Source organism: Amycolatopsis sp. DG1A-15b, from assembly GCF_030285645.1.
In the GTDB taxonomy this organism is placed as follows: Bacteria; Actinomycetota; Actinomycetes; order Mycobacteriales; family Pseudonocardiaceae; genus Amycolatopsis.
On record NZ_CP127296.1, the window covers coordinates 1,333,341 to 1,347,889 of the forward strand.

Below are 14,549 nucleotides of genomic sequence, written 5' to 3' on the forward strand. Positions count from 1 at the left end.
GCCGTTGATCCACTTCCTGTAGTGGTGCACGGCTCGCACCCGGCGACCGGTTCAGCCGGATCGGTAGCAGCCGGTCGTTGAGAGGACATCGAGAGCTTCGCGGCGGTGAGGCGCGGTGCGCGGCCGTCGTCCACAGCGAGGGCGAATACCGGCTGGTCACCAACCAGGCCGGACCGGCAGGTGCCCTGCTGTTCACCTCGACGGCGAGTTCACGACGACGCCGACGCGCTACACCGTCCAGCTCGACGAACGACGGCACGTCGGCCGACCGGTCGGCGGCTCGCTCCCGAGCCGCCGACCCAGGCGGTCAGGCAGGCCGGACGGAACTTCGCCGTGCCCGGCGAGCGGCCGGGCACGGCGAAGTTCGCCCGCTATGGGGTGGTCAGGTCGAACCGTTGCAGGGTGACCGCGCCGCCGAGTGCCTGCGTGGCGTGGTTGAAGACGGCGAACCGGTAACCCATGAAGAACTGCCACGCGTTGTTCAGGGTGAACGCCGTGCCCAGCGGGGTGAAGTTGACCCCGTCGGTGCTGTAGGAGAACCGGGCCTGGCGGCCGGTGCCGGGGCGGATGTCGGCGTTGGCGCGCAACCAGATCCGGCTGCCGGGCAGGTCGGCGCCCGCGACCTCGGTGCCAGTGCCGGTGGTGTTCCAGTTGCCGTCCATGGTCAGGCCGTTGACCATGACCACCCGGTTGCGGCCGCCGTCGCGTTTGACGCCGATGTACGCCGAGGAGTCGCGCAGCATCGCCAGGCCCGTGCGGTCACCGTCCCGCATCGACGTCAGGTCGAGCGTGGCCGTCGCGGTGGATGTGGGTCCCTGGATGCGGTGGGTCAGGGTGTTGCGGGCGGAGTACAGGTCGTTGGTGACCGTCGCCGTGGACAGCTTGAGCCCGTTGCCGACCGAGAACTTCGTCGTGTCGGGGTTGTGGTTCCACTCCCACTGCGGACTCAGCGCCGGACCCGGGAAGGTGTCGGTGCCCGTCATCGGTTCGACCTGGCGGGGTGGCGGTGGCAGGTTCGGCTTCGGGTAGGTCGTGCCCCAGCGGCCGTTGACCGTCTGGAGCTTCGGCCAGCCGTCGGCCGTCCAGGTGACCGGGGCGAGCACCGGGACCCGGCCGCCGGGGTAGGCGTCGACGAAGGCCATGTAGTACCAGTCGCCGTTCTGCGTCTGCACCAGCCCGCCCTGGTGGGGGACGCCGCCGCCGGAGATCGGGCCCGGCAGGTCCAGCAGCACCTGCTGGATGGTGTAGGGCCCGAACGGGCTGCTCGCCTTGAGGATGTACTGGCCGTTGGCCGGCCGGGTCGTGAAGATGTAGTAGTTCCCGCCGCGCTTGTAGAACCGGGAGCCTTCGAGCGTGCCGATGTTCGACGGCGTCTGGAAGACCTGCTGCGAGCGGACTTCGGTCTTCCCGTCCTTGGAGAGCTGGGCGACGCTGAGGGTGGTGTTGCCGTAGGCGACGTACATCGTGTCGTCGTCGTCGACGAGCATGCCCGCGTCGTAGTAGCACTTGTCGATCGTGGTGTGCTTCGACCACTGCCCGTCCACCGCGGTGGCGGTGTAGATGTAGGTCTTGGCGAAGTCGACGCAGCCGCCCCAGTAGAAGGTGTCGTTGCTGGCGCGGTGGTTGAAGAACGACGCCCAGATGCCGCGCACGTACCCGCGGCCGCCGTTGAGGTCGTACTTCGCGCCGAAGTCCAGTTTGGGCACGGAGTGGCCGGCGAACTCCCAGTTCACCAGGTCGTAGGAGCGCAGGATCGGTGCGCCGGGGGAGTAGTGCATCGTCGAGGCGGAGTAGTAGTAGGTGTTGCCGACGCGGATGATGTCGTCGTCGGCGAAATCCTGCCACAGCACGGGGTTCGTGAAGGTCGACGGCTGGTTCGGGGTGGTCGTGGTGGTGGGCGTGGTCGGCGTCGTCGGCGTCGTGGGGGTGGTCGGGGTCGTGGGGTCCACGCCGCCGGTGCAGAGGGTGCCGTTGAGCCGGAACGAGGCCGGGTCCGGGTTGGCCGTGGTGAACGAGCCGTTGAAGCCGAACTCGGCCTTGCCGCCGGTCGGGATGGTCGTGTTGTAGGTGACGTTCTTCGCGCTGACCTGGGTGCCGGTCTGCGTGATGGTCGCGTTCCAGTGCTGGCCCACCTGCTGACCGGAGGCGAACGACCACTCGAGCGTCCACCCGCTGATCGCATCACCCAGGTTGGTGATCGACACGGACGCGCCGAAGCCGCCCTGCCATTCGGACGTCTTCGCATAGGTGACCGAGCACCCGGCCGCGGCGTGCGCGGCCGGGGTCGCCACCAGGACCGCGCCGGCGATGCCGGTCGCGGCGAGCAGGGCCGAGACGGCCGCCCGGGATTGTCGGCGTGACACCACGTCTGTCCTTTCCGCATCAGGCGGAGAACTGCCACCAGTTGACGTTGAAGAGGTAACCGCTGCCGCCGGTGAACCGCAGGACCAGGTCCTGCGTGCCCGTCACTCCGCTGACCGGGCAGGACACCGACGTCCACGTCTGCCAGCCGCCGGTGCCCGCGACGGTGCAGCGCCCCACGACCGTTCCGGTGGCGCTGCCCAGCCGCACCTCGATCGTGCCGCCGGAGCTCGCGGAGGCGACACGGGCGGTGAACGTCTTCGCGCCCGCGCCGAAGGCGACGTTGCGGACCTTGACGTTGTCACCGTTCTCGATCCACCCGATGTTCATGCCGCCTTCGGACGCCGGTTCGGTCTCGATCCCCGATTCCCGGTTGATCGTCTCGGCTTCCTGCCGGACGAAGGGATCCAGCGTGTCGGCCGGCGGCGGCCCGCTGTTCGTCATGTTGATGGTGGGGATGCTGCCGTCGGCGTTGTAGGCGAACTTCTCCACCGCCACCGAGCGGGTGTAGCCGCCCCCGCCGGGCAGGGCACCGTTGTGGTAGAAGAAGTACGAGCCGCCCTTGTAGTCGATGATCCCGGGGTGATTGGTGAAACTGCCGCCCTGCGTGGGCATCACCGTGCCGCGGTAGGTCCACGGGCCGGTGGGGCCGGGTGAGGTGGAGTAGGCGATGAACTCCGAGCAGCACTTGGCCGCGAACACGTTGTAGTACGTGCCGTTGCGCTTGTAGACCCAGGGGCCTTCCTCGTACAGTGTCGGGCGGCTGCCGCCGTTCGGGCGCGTGCCGAACCCGGCCGTGGTGAGCGGGATCTGGTTGATCCCGCCCGAGTACGACGTCATGTCGGTGTTGAGCCGCACGTACGAGAGGTTGGGGTTGCCCCAGTACAGGTACGCCTGCCCGTTGTCGTCGATGAAGACGGTCGGGTCGATCTCGCCGTTCTCGACGAGCGGGTGGCCGATGGCGTCGCGGAACGGCCCCGTGGGGCTGTCCGCGACGCCGACGCCGATGGCCATCCGGCCGGTCGCCCGGTTGACCACCGGGACGTACCAGTAGAACTTGCCGTTGCGTTCGACGGCCTGCCCGGCCCACGCGTCCTGTTTGGCCCAGCTGAACGTCGCCAGGCTCATCGGCGAGCCGTGGTCGGTCCAGTTGACCATGTCCGCGGACGACCAGACCCGCCAGTCCTTCATGGTGAAGTAGGTCGAGCCGTCCTCGTCGTGCCCGGTGTAGAGGTAGACGCGGCCGTTGTGCACCAGCGGTGCCGGGTCGGCGGTGTAGATCTGCTGCACGATCGGGTTGTCGGCGTGCGCGGTGCCGGGCAGGAGCGCCATCGCGCACAGGGCCGCGGTCATCCAGGCGAGCACGCGCTTTCGGTGGTGCACGATGGTCTCTCCTTCGTCGGGGGAGCGGGTCAGCTCGCTGCGCAGGTCGACGTGATGCCCTCGGCGCTGCCGGTGCCCTGGAAGCCGAACTCGGTCGACTGCCCGGCCGCGACGTTGCCGTTGTAGGAGACGTTGGACCAGGTGACGCTGCCGGTGGTGCCGCTGTTGCTCGCGCTCCAGGAACTGGTCACAGCCGCGCCGCCGGGCAGGCCCGTCGTCACCCGCCAGCCGTTGAGGGCGGAGCTTCCCGCGGTGACCTTCACCGTGGCCACGAAGCCGCCGTTCCACGAGTTCAGCGAAACCGAAGCGCTGCAGCCGCCGGGGTTCGGCGTGGTCGGGGTCGTCGGCGTGGTGGGCGTCGTGGGCGTGGTCGGGGTGGTCGGCGTCGTGGGGGTCGTCGGGTTGGTCGGCGTGGCGGCGTTCAGCGCGTCGAGGACGCTGTTGTACGCGGCCTTCTTGTTTCCGTTGCCGTCGAACAGAAGCGGGTTTTCGCCGCCGCGCCAGGAGTCGGTGTCGCGGATGCCCCACGTGGTGATGCCGGCGCAGCGGGCGACGGCCACGCAGGCGCGGGTCACCGCGCCGTAGGCGTTGGCCTGGTTGCTGCCGGAGATGTCGAGCTCGGTGATCTGGACTTCGACGCCGAGGTCGGCGAACCGCTGGAGGTTGGCCTGGTAGTCACCGGGCGGGTTGCCGCTGAGGTGGGACTGGAAGCCGACGCAGTCGATCGGGACGCCGCGGGACTTGAAGTCGCGCACCATGTTGTAGATGCCGGTGCTCTTGGCGTTGACGCCGTCGGTGTTGTAGTCGTTGTAGCAGAGCTTCGCACCCGGGTCGGCCGCTCGCGCGGCGCGGAAGGCCGCTTCGATCCAGTCGTTGCCGGTGCGCTGCAGGTTGGAGTCGCGGCGGCCGCCGCTGCCGCCGTCGGCGAACGCTTCGTTGACGACGTCCCAGGCGTAGATCTTGCCCTTGTAGTGGGTGGCGACCTGGGTGACGTGGTTCATCATGGCCTGGCGCAGGCCGGAGCCTTCCATGCCCTTCGCCCAGCCCGGTTCTTGCTGGTACCACAGCAGCGCGTGCCCGCGCACCCGCTTGCCGGTGCTCACCGCCTGGTTGAGGATGCGGTCACCACCGCTGTAGTTGAACTGCCCCTGGTTGGGTTCGGTGGCGTCCCACTTCATCTCGTTCTCGGGCGTGACCATGGTGAATTCCCGGTTCAAGATGTTCACGTAGGTCGAGTCGCCGAGCTTCCCGGCCGCGACGGCGGCGCCGAAGTAGCGGCCCGACTGGGCCGCCGCCGCGCCGAGCGTCGTGGCCGCGCCGGAGGCGGAGGTGGCCAGCACCAGTGAAACCCCGAGCGACGTTGCCAGGAAAGCCGAAGCCAGTGCGGCTCGGCGGAACGACCGCGATGTCGTCTTCATGTTCACACCTTCATTTCGTGGGTACGGGTGCACGGTCACGGGCTGGTGCACGTGGCCGCGTCGAGGCTCGCCGCGCCGGGACCGGACACGAGGAAGCCGAAGGTCGTCGAGGCGCCGGCGCCGAGCGCGCCGTTGTAGTTCACGTTCTTGACGGTCACCGGGCTGCTGCCGCTCGCCGTGCCGCCCCAGACCTGGCCGACGCTCTGGCCGCCGGGCAGGGTGAACCGCACGGTCCAGCCAGTGAGCGCCGCGGCACCGGTGTTCGCGACGGTGACTTCGCCCTGGAAGCCGCCGTTCCAGCTGCCCACGACCCGCGGGGTCGCGGTGCACGGGCCGTCGCCCACCGGGGGCTGCGGGTCCCCGCCGATGCTGCCCGGCACCGCCTTGAGCGCGTTGTACCAGGTGGTGGCCATCTTGCTGTAGCCGGCCGCGTTGGGGTGGATGCCGTCGGGCAGGTCCGCGATGGCGACCGAGGGGTACATGTCGACCAGGTGCACGCGCTTGCCGGCGGCGGCCTTGGCCCGCATGTCGGGGGCGATCGCCGCGTTGAAGGTGCGGACCGCCGGATCGGCGAACCGGATCGGGATGATCGTGGCGACGAAGAGCTCGGCCTCGGGTGCCAGGTTCGTGATCCGGTCGACCAGGGCCGAGAGCCGCCGCGGCGCGCCGGCCGGGTCGCTGCCGTACATGTCGTTGGTCCCGATGTGGAGCAGGATCGTGTGGGGGTGGAACGTGTTCAGCCAGCCGGTGACGGATCCGTCGATCTGCGCGATGGTCCAGCCCGGGTGCCCTTCGTGGTTGCGGTCGGGCATGCTCGCCGGTCCGTCGGCCAGCGAGCCGACGAAGTCGATCGCGCGCCCGTCGGCCCGCAGCTTCGCGCCGAGGTCGAGGCGGTAGCCGCCGATCGAGCCGCCCTGGGTGATCGAGTCCCCCAGCGGCATGATCGGCACCGCGGCGGCGGCCTCCGCGGTGCCGGGAACGACGATCAACGCGACACAGGCCGCCAGCACACCGGCGAAGATTCTGGCGAGTTTCATCGGTGAATCCTTCTTGGGCCGCGGATCCGGTGTAAATTACATTCCGGCTGGCTTCTGAAACTTTCGCCGCCGGCGGTTTCGGAATTGCCGGGTTGAACGTTAGCGTTAACAGTGACCGGGGATGAGGGCCGGGCGCCTTCGTGGCGCCCGGCCGCCGTTTTCCGGCCTAGTTCACGCTCGCGGAGAACGAGTTGACCGCGAGCCCGACGCCACCGCGCCACGGCTCGAAGCCGGCCTGGATGCTGGTGAGGTACCAGGAACGGTCCACGCGGGTGCGGTTGTCGACGTCGTTGACGAAGTCCATCACGTTGAACGACCAGCCCGAGATGGTGGACTGGGCCACGTAGGACACCACGTCGTTGCCCCCGTTGTTGCCCTGCCACACTTCCCAGCCCCGACCGCCGATGCTGGTGGTGCCGACCCGGCCGCCGACCGGCTGGACCCCGCCGACGCGGTTGAACCAGATCATCAGCTCCATCTGGTTGACCCCGTTGGTCTTCGGCGTCGGGTCCATCCAGATGTCGTAGGAGGCGTCGAAAACCGAGTTGCCGACGTAGGTGTAGGAGATCGACGACGGCACGCTGCCGATCCGGCTGAGCTGCCGGGGCAGGGGAGAGCCGGGGGAGCAGTTCGAGTAGTGGCAGCCGAGGTAGACGGCCGGGTAGGACAACGGCGCGCCGCCGCTGGTGGACCCCTGCTGGGTCTGGATCCGGAACCCGCTGCCGGTGACGTTGATGCACTGCTGCGCGCTGCTGCCCCAGCGGTTGTTCATCACGACGTACCGGCCGCCGATGGTGGTCGAGCCGTACTGGTCGCAGATCAAGGTGTCCGCGTGCGCGGCCGGGGCGACGGCGACCGGCGCCGCGACACTGGCCGCGGCGAGCAAAGCCGCGGACAGGGCGTTCCTCAGTTTCATGATCTCCTCCACGTCGTCGTGGCATTTTCTGGGAGCGCTCTCAACGAATCACCATGAATGTAACCACAGCGGGCGTCCGGATAAAAGAGGATGGCCGTGATCGATTCACCGAATGCGTTACCGCGTCTCGAGCGCAATGGGGGACGACCCGGTCACGCGGCCGCGCGCAGCGCCCACTTCTGGTTCGCCTGCCCGTTGCAGGCCCACAGGACCAGCTTGGTGCCGACGGCGGTGCCCTGCCCGGTCGCGTCGAGGCACCGGCCGGACTGCACGCCGGTGATCGTGCCGTCGGCGTTGACGTTCCACTGCTGGTTGGCCTGGCCGGAGCAGGTCCAGATGATCACCGGGGTGCCGTCGGCCGTGCCCTGCCCGGACGCGTCGAGGCACTTGGACCCGGCGGTCGTCAGCTGCTTGCCGGCCGGCGTCCACGCCGGTGCGCCGCAGTCCCGCAGCTGCACGGGGGTGCCGTCGGTGGCGGCCGCGACCTCCGCGCACCGGCCCGACTGCGCGCCGAATAGCTGCCTCGCCGTGGACTGCCCGGGCGTCCCGATGCTGCCCGGGACGGACTGCAGCGCCGAGTACCAGACCGCCGCCATCTTGTCGTAGCCCCCGGCCGTGGGGTGGACCCCGTCGATCAGGTCGGCGGCCGTCAGCGCGGCGTGCATGTCCACCAGGTGTACGTGCTTGCCGGCGTTCTGCTTGCTCTGCACCATTCCCGGGATCGTGGCGTTGAAGGTGCGCGCGGCGGCTTCCTGGCCGCTGTTGGCCAGCGGGATGATCGTCGCGACGAAGACCTCCGCGTCCGGCACCGCCCCGGTGATGTGGTCGACCAGCGCGGACAGGCGGGCCGGCGCGCCCGAGACGTTGTAGTTCTGCAGGATGTCGTTGGTGCCGATGTGCAGCAGGACCGTGTGCGGGGTGCTGGTGCGCAGCCAGCCGGCGATGTTCGCGTCGATCTGGTCGATGCGCCACCCCGGGTGTCCCTCGTGGTCGTGGTCGCCGAGCGTGGCCGGGCCGTTGAACTGCGAACCGACGAAGTCCACCTGATACCCACTCGCCGTGACCCGCTGCCAGAGCCCGATCCGGTACCCACCCGGCACCTGGGTCCCCTCGGTGATGGAGTCGCCGAGGGGCATGACCCGGACCCCGCCGTTCGATTCGGCGGCGGCCGGGGTGCCCGGCAGGAGAGCGGCCAGGACCGCCGCGGCCGCGGCGAGCCACCCGAATCGTGTACGCATGCTGTCTCCTCGCCGGCCGCCGTCACACGGCGGTGATGGTCCACTGGTTGTTCGTGCTGCTGTTCGGGGTCCAGAGGCCCACGCTCGAACCGGCGGCAGTGCTGCCCATGCCGTCGAGCGCCGTGCCGGTGCCCCGGTTGACGATCTGGTACCGCCCGTTGCCCAGGCCGGTGAGCCGCCACTGCTGGCTGGTGGCGCCGGTCCACGCCGTCTGCGCGCAGATGGCGCCGTTGGCGGTGTTGCCCCGGCTGTCGGCGACCAGACCGTTGGTGCGGTTGACGATCCGGACGTAGCCGCCGCCCGCGTCGGCCAGCTGCCACTGCAGGTTGTTGCTGCCGTCCCAGTTCCACTGCTTGAGCGGGGAGCCGGCCGCGACGCTGCCGCCGCTGTCCAGCACCAGGCCGGTGGTGACGTTCGCGATCCGCGACCAGCCGGTCGGCAGGGGACCGGAGCCGGGCGTGGGAACCTGGCCGGAGAAGGTCAGCTTCACCACGTACGCCGGCGCGTCGAACGGCGGGTTGGCCGAAGGCAGCTGGACGCGCAACGCGGAAGCGTCCTGGACCGGCATGGGCAGGGCGGTGGCCGCGCCGGCGTCCGGGCCGAGCAGCTGGGCCGAGACCAGGTTGCTCAGGTTGATCCGGTTCGAGCCGAGCGTCGTGATCGGGAAGGTGCTGCCGGGCCAGCCCAGCACGGTCGCGTACAGCACGGTGTTGTCCTTGCTGCGGGTGAACCGGACGTCGGTCCGCGTGCCCTCCACCGGAGTGGTGAACGAACCACCGCCCATCTTCGTCGGGCCCTCGCCGTACACGGCCCACGCGCGGGTTCCGTAGACGGATTCGCCGAACCGCTTGAGGTAGTTCCCGATGCCGAGCAGGATCGTGCGCTGCCCGGCCGGGATGGTGCCGTCGGCCATCGGGGCGATGTTCAGCAGCATGGTGCCGTTCTTGCTGACCCGGTCGAGCAGCGAGTGCAGGATGGCCTTCATCGAGTAGTAGCCGATGCCGTTGGTGTAGCACCAGCTGGAGCTGGAGATGCTGTCGTCGGTCATCCAGTAGGGGCTCATGAGGTCGCCCGGCCCGCCGCGTTCGAAGTCGAAGACCTCCCCGCGGTTGTCGAACCCGTCCTTGTAGGTGGCGACGACGTCCTTGTTCCACGCGACGGCCTGGTTGTAGTAGTGCGAAAGGAAGTTCAGCCGCTGCGCCTCGTCGACCTGGGTCAGGTTGAAGTCCTGGTAGACGAGGTCGGGCTGGTAGCCGTCGACGACCTCCCGGAGCTTGTCGTACCAGAGCTGGTTCTCCGCGGCCCGGCCGTTCTGGCCGAACAGCCGGCGCAACGACTCGGTGGACTGGTTGGGCACGTGGTCGTAGTAGCCGGTGAAGTGGTACGCGTGGTGCAGCGCCGTCAGCAGCTTGAGGCCCTTCCCGCGGATGGCGTCCGCGTGCAGGCGCAGCAGGTCCAGCTTGGGCCCGGTCTTGACCGAGTTCCATTCGTTGGCGGCGCTGTTCCACATCGAGTAGCCGTCGTGGTGCTCGGCGACCGGGCCGGCGAACTTCGCCCCGGCGTCGGCGAAGAGCTGGGCCCACTCGGCGGGGTCGAAGTTCCCGCCCGCGGACTTCAGCTTCGGCGCGAACTGCACCCAGTTCCCCGCCTTGTCCCGGGCGCCGTTGATGAAGTTCTGGTACGGCCACGCCGACGGATCGCCGAACACCGCCTTGTGGTGGTTGTTCTCGTTGGAGCCCCCGATGTACATGTTCCGCGGGTACCACTCGTTGCCGAACGCGGGGACGCTGAACACGCCCCAGTGGTAGTAGATGCCGAACTTGGCGTCCTGGAACCACTCCGGGGCCGGCGGGTGCTGGTCCACCGAAGACCAGCTCGGCGTGTAGCTGCCGGGGCCTTCGGTGGCCCACGCGGTGCGCACGCGGAACACGCCGGCGGCCGCGGCGGCCCCGGCCACCACGATCAGCTTGCGCCTGGACAGCTCGAACGAAGACATCGCGGGAAGCCCTTTCGGAAGTTCGGTCAGCCCAGGGACCACTTCTGGTTGTTCGCGCCGGTGCAGGTGGCCAGCTGGATCGCGGTGCCGTTCGCGGTGCCGGAGCCGGTGACGTCGAGGCACAGCCCCGATTGGGTCCCGGTCACGGTGCCGTTGGCGTTGAACGTCCACTGCTGGTTGTTCTGCCCGTTGCAGTTCCAGATGATGATCTTGGTGCCGGGCGTGGTACCCCGGGCGTTCGCGTCGAGGCACCGGATGTTGCCGCCGTCGTAGACCGTGAGCTCACTCGAGCCGCTGCGGGTCCAGGTCTGGTTGGTGCCGCCGTTGCAGTCCCAGATCTGGACCGCGGTGCCGGGGGTGGTGGAGACGCCGTTGACGTCGAGGCACTTGTTCGCGCCCACCGCGTGCACCGCGCCGGTGCTGGTCGGGCCGCCGCCGGTGCTGTACCCGGCCGCGATGACGCTGGCCTGCACCGCGTTCTCCGTGGCGTCCGTCGGGAAGCCGCTGGTCACCGCGCCTTCGAAGAACTCGCCGACGCCGGAGACGCTGTTGTCACCGCCGGTGCCCAGCAGGATCGACGGCTCCAGCTTCATGGGCGAGTAGCCGCGCGGCAGCCCGCCCGAGTACGGCGTGGTGAGACCACCGGTGGTGGCGTCGCCGTACTTCAGGGTGAAGTTGCTGGTGCCGTTGTTCTTCAGCCACGCGCTGACGAACGGGTGGTGCACCCCCGGGTTGTTCGGGTCCTTGTTGGACCCGGTTCCGGTGTGGTACATGCCGTTCTCCAGGTCGGCCTCCACCCACGGGCCGGTCCCGGTGCAGCCGTTGAACCAGCAGGCGGTGCCCCAGTAGATGGCGTTCATGGTGGCGTTGCCGGTGTCGTTGTGGGAGATTTCGCCGCTGCCGTAGTCGAAGCAGCACCACTGGTTGACGTAGTTCGACGAGGTGATCATGTAGATCCCCTCCGGCTGGGCCCCGACCGGCGCGCCCTTGGCGTTGTCGATCCGGTAGCCGACGCCCTGGGTGACCTTGATCCCGTACACCGGGTGCCCGCCGACGGTCACCGGCAGTGCCATCGCGTCCGCGCCGATGTCCGATCCGTTCGGGCCGGGACCCTTCCAGAACCCGCCCCAGGAGATCGGCAGGTCGTTGTGGTTGGCGGTCTGGTCGTAGATCTTCGTGACCGTGCAGCGGGTTCCCGCGCAGAAGGCGACCTGCGGAGCCGAGTCCGCGTAGCCGCCCGCCTCCAGCAGGCCGATGTCGAGGTACTTCTGGTCCGACGCCCGCTGGATCTGGTACAGCGGGCCGTTGTACGCCCCGAAGAGGGCGCGGGTGGTGCTGTGCGCCGTGACGCACGGGGTGCCGCCGGTGGCGTAGAGGTCGCACGCCTGCGGGGTGGCCGCCTGGGCCGCCGGCGCCGTGGCGGCGACGGCACCGGCGGTCAGCAGCAGCGCCGCCGCCGTGGCCTGGAGTGCTCTTCTCAAGGAACGCTTGCGGAAGACCATGGCCGAACTCCTCTGTTCGTCAGCCGAGAGTCCACTTCTGGTTGTTCGCGCCGGTGCAGGTGGCCAGCTGGATCGCGGTGCCGTTCGCGGTCCCGGAGCCGGTGACGTCGAGGCACAGCCCGGACTGGACACCGGTGATGGTGCCGTTCGCGGTGACCTGCCACCGCTGGTTGGCCTGGCCGTTGCAGTTCCAGATCACGACCTTGGTGCCCGGGGTGGTGCCCTGGCCGGTGGCGTCAAGGCACCGGGTGCTGTCGCCGCTGTAGACGGTCAGCTCGCCGGCCGCGGTCCGGGCCCAGGCCTGGTTGGTGCCGCCGTTGCAGTCCCAGATCTGCACCTGCGCGCCGGGCGTGGTGGAGACGCCGCTGACGTCCAGGCACTTGTTCGCGCCCACCGCCCGGACCGGTCCCGCGGCCGGGACGGTCCCGCCGCCGGTTCCCGCGGCCGCGATGACCTGCTGGGCGCCCGAGGGCCAGTTGGTGCCGCTGACCTGGACGTTCCCGGTCAGGACGTTGTTGTGGGGCGAGCCGGTGGCCACCTGGGTCGCGCCGCCGTTGTACCAGTTGCCGCTGAAGGTGCTGTCGTTGGTGTTGTTGGCGCCGTTGGCGTTGGTGAAGGCCCAGACGCCGGAATCCTGGATCACGTTGGCCGACAGCGTCACGTAGCGGGAGCCCTCGTCCAGGTACAGCCCGACCGTGCGGTTGTTGTCGAAGATGTGGTTGTGGTCGATGGAGCTGCCCGGGTTGGCGGAGAGGTTGTAGATGCTGCCGCCGTCGTGCATCAGCTTCTTCGTGCCGTGCACCCGGTTGTAGCTGACGACGGTGTCCCGCAGCGTGGTCGGCGTCGTGTAGACGGGCTGGTAGTCGTACAGGCCGCGGTTGCGGTAGTCCTGGGCGCCGCCCTGGTCGTTGGCACCCCAGCCCCAGCCGACGTCGATGCCGTCGTAGGTCAGGTTCGAGACGTCGTTGTGGGTGATGACGGTGTGCGTCGCGTAGGTCGAGAGGATGCCGGCCATTTCCCGGTAGTCCAGCGCGACCCGGTTCACCGTGTTGTAGGAGATGGTGACGTCCCGGTTCGTCATGGCGGGGTTCGACGGGTGGTGCGCGTCGGGGCGGACGCCGCCGACGATCACGCCGCCGCCGGAGTTCTCGGTGAAGGTGTTGTGGTCCACGGTGATCGACGACGCGCCGAGGCCGACGCCGGAGGCGTGGGCGTTCGCGTCGTTGCCGATGCCGAGGGCCACCTGGCCGAGGTGGGTGAAGGTGTTGCCGCTGAAGGTGATCCCGGTGGCGGCGGAGACCTGGACGGCGGCCGGTGCCTGGGCCCAGCTGTTGCGGGCGCCCTCGAACTGGCGGCAGCCGGACTGGCAGGAGGTCAGGAAGTCGCTCGGCATCGGGGCCGCGGCCGGGAGGAACGTGCCCGTCTGCTGGTTCGCGTACCCGACCGAGGTACTGGGCGTCAGCCAGGTGGTGTGCTCGAAGTTCAGGCCCTTGAAGGTGAGCCCGCGCACCGGGTTGTCGTAGGTGCCACCGATCTGCAGCAGCGAAGTCAGCCGCGGGAGCTCGACGTCGTGGCTGCCGGGCACCCAGCCGCCGGGCGCCTTGTAGTAGAGCTTCCCGGCCTGCGGGTCGAGGTACCACTGGCCGGTGTTCTTCAGGAAGGAGTACGAGTTCTCGAGGAACAGCTGGCCGCCGCCGAACGGCTTGGCGAGGGTGTCGTAGCCCCAGTTGTTGTTGTTCCACGCGGGTTGCTGCATGACGATCGAGTTCCCGCTGATGCGGTCGACGGGGGAGTACCGGTCGGTGAAGGAGTTCTGGCTCTCCACCTCGATCCGGTTCTGCTGCGGCAGCGTGGCCAGGTAGTTCAGCGCCGGGTTGGTGATGGTCATCCCGCTGGTGGTGAACTGCACGTCGGAGCGGGAGATCGTGATCCCCGCGCGCGGGGCGAGCGCGCCGTCGACGAACAGCTGCCGGGAGTCGGCACCCTGCGGCACGGACGCCACCCAGATGTTCTGGCCCGCGTCCTGCACCGACCAGCCGCCGACCTGGCTGCCGCCGGAGAGGACCGGCGTCTGGCCGGAGGCGGCCTGCCAGGTGACGGTGTGGCCGTTCTGCCCGGAGTCGGCACTGGTGAAGCGCAGCGGGGCGGACAGCCGGTAGGTGCCGCCGGCCAGCTGCACGACGACGTCGTTGGCGGCCGACTGGGCGCGGGCCAGCTGCTGGGCCTTCGCCGGGGTGGCGACCGGCTGGGCGGGCGTGCCGGGATTGGCGTCGTCCCCGTCCGGGGCGACGGCGATGGTGACGGTCGCGGCGTGGGCGGACGGGGTGGCGAGAGCGGTCACCACGAGGGCGGTGACGAGCGCGGCGGCGATGCGCGACGGCATGGGCGGGGACCTCTCCGGAACGAGGCGGCGGTCGGGGGCGCCCAACCGTCCACTGTGTACTGATCGCCGGCACCCGGCGGTCAGCCGTCCGCGGCGCCTGGCCGGACCGGCCTCCGTCCGGTGGCGGACCGGGCAGGATGTGTACGACTCATTCGACGCGGTAAGGCTCGGACCGCGATCGAAAGTTTCGACGTGACTCGACGGTTTCCCGTTGGTGTGTCGGTGATCCATGAGAACAGCGCGCCTGCCCGGCGTCAAGCGAGGAGCCCGTCCATTGCTCCGTCTCGCCCCTGCGCCGGGCGCGGGGGATGTAAC

9 protein-coding genes are annotated in these 14,549 nt (G+C 69.4%); all 9 read right to left on the reverse strand.

The window, feature by feature from the left end; genetic code table 11:
* Positions 1–371: 371 nt before the first annotated feature.
* Complete coding sequence (locus tag QRY02_RS06235; RefSeq protein ID WP_285990539.1) at positions 372–2,363, reverse strand: family 43 glycosylhydrolase; 1,992 nt, start codon at positions 2,361–2,363, stop codon at positions 372–374.
* A 19-nt stretch (positions 2,364–2,382) separates the two neighbouring features.
* Positions 2,383–3,714 carry a glycoside hydrolase family 43 protein gene (locus QRY02_RS06240; RefSeq protein ID WP_353069512.1) on the reverse strand — a complete coding sequence of 444 codons (1,332 nt, stop codon included), beginning with the start codon at positions 3,712–3,714 and terminating at the stop codon, positions 2,383–2,385.
* Between the two features lie 59 nt (positions 3,715–3,773).
* Entirely contained in the window at positions 3,774–5,162 is a 1,389-nt protein-coding gene (locus QRY02_RS06245; protein WP_285990541.1) for a glycoside hydrolase family 10 protein, read from the reverse strand.
* Positions 5,163–5,197: 35 nt separating this feature from the next.
* Positions 5,198–6,199: a cellulose binding domain-containing protein gene (locus QRY02_RS06250; protein WP_285990542.1), complete on the reverse strand. Its 1,002-nt coding sequence runs from the start codon at positions 6,197–6,199 to the stop codon at positions 5,198–5,200.
* Between the two features lie 166 nt (positions 6,200–6,365).
* Entirely contained in the window at positions 6,366–7,115 is a 750-nt protein-coding gene (locus QRY02_RS06255; RefSeq protein WP_285990543.1) for a GH12 family glycosyl hydrolase domain-containing protein, read from the reverse strand.
* A 152-nt stretch (positions 7,116–7,267) separates the two neighbouring features.
* On the reverse strand, positions 7,268–8,353 hold the full coding sequence (locus tag QRY02_RS06260) for a ricin-type beta-trefoil lectin domain protein (protein WP_285990544.1): 1,086 nt from the start codon (positions 8,351–8,353) through the stop codon (positions 7,268–7,270).
* 22 nt (positions 8,354–8,375) lie between these two features.
* Entirely contained in the window at positions 8,376–10,349 is a 1,974-nt protein-coding gene (locus tag QRY02_RS06265) for an alpha-L-fucosidase (RefSeq protein ID WP_285990545.1), read from the reverse strand.
* Between the two features lie 26 nt (positions 10,350–10,375).
* Complete coding sequence (locus QRY02_RS06270) at positions 10,376–11,851, reverse strand: arabinofuranosidase catalytic domain-containing protein (protein ID WP_285990546.1); 1,476 nt, start codon at positions 11,849–11,851, stop codon at positions 10,376–10,378.
* 19 nt (positions 11,852–11,870) lie between these two features.
* A complete protein-coding gene (locus tag QRY02_RS06275; RefSeq protein WP_285990547.1) occupies positions 11,871–14,234 on the reverse strand; it encodes an RICIN domain-containing protein in 2,364 nt (787 codons plus the stop codon).
* Positions 14,235–14,549: the final 315 nt, after the last annotated feature.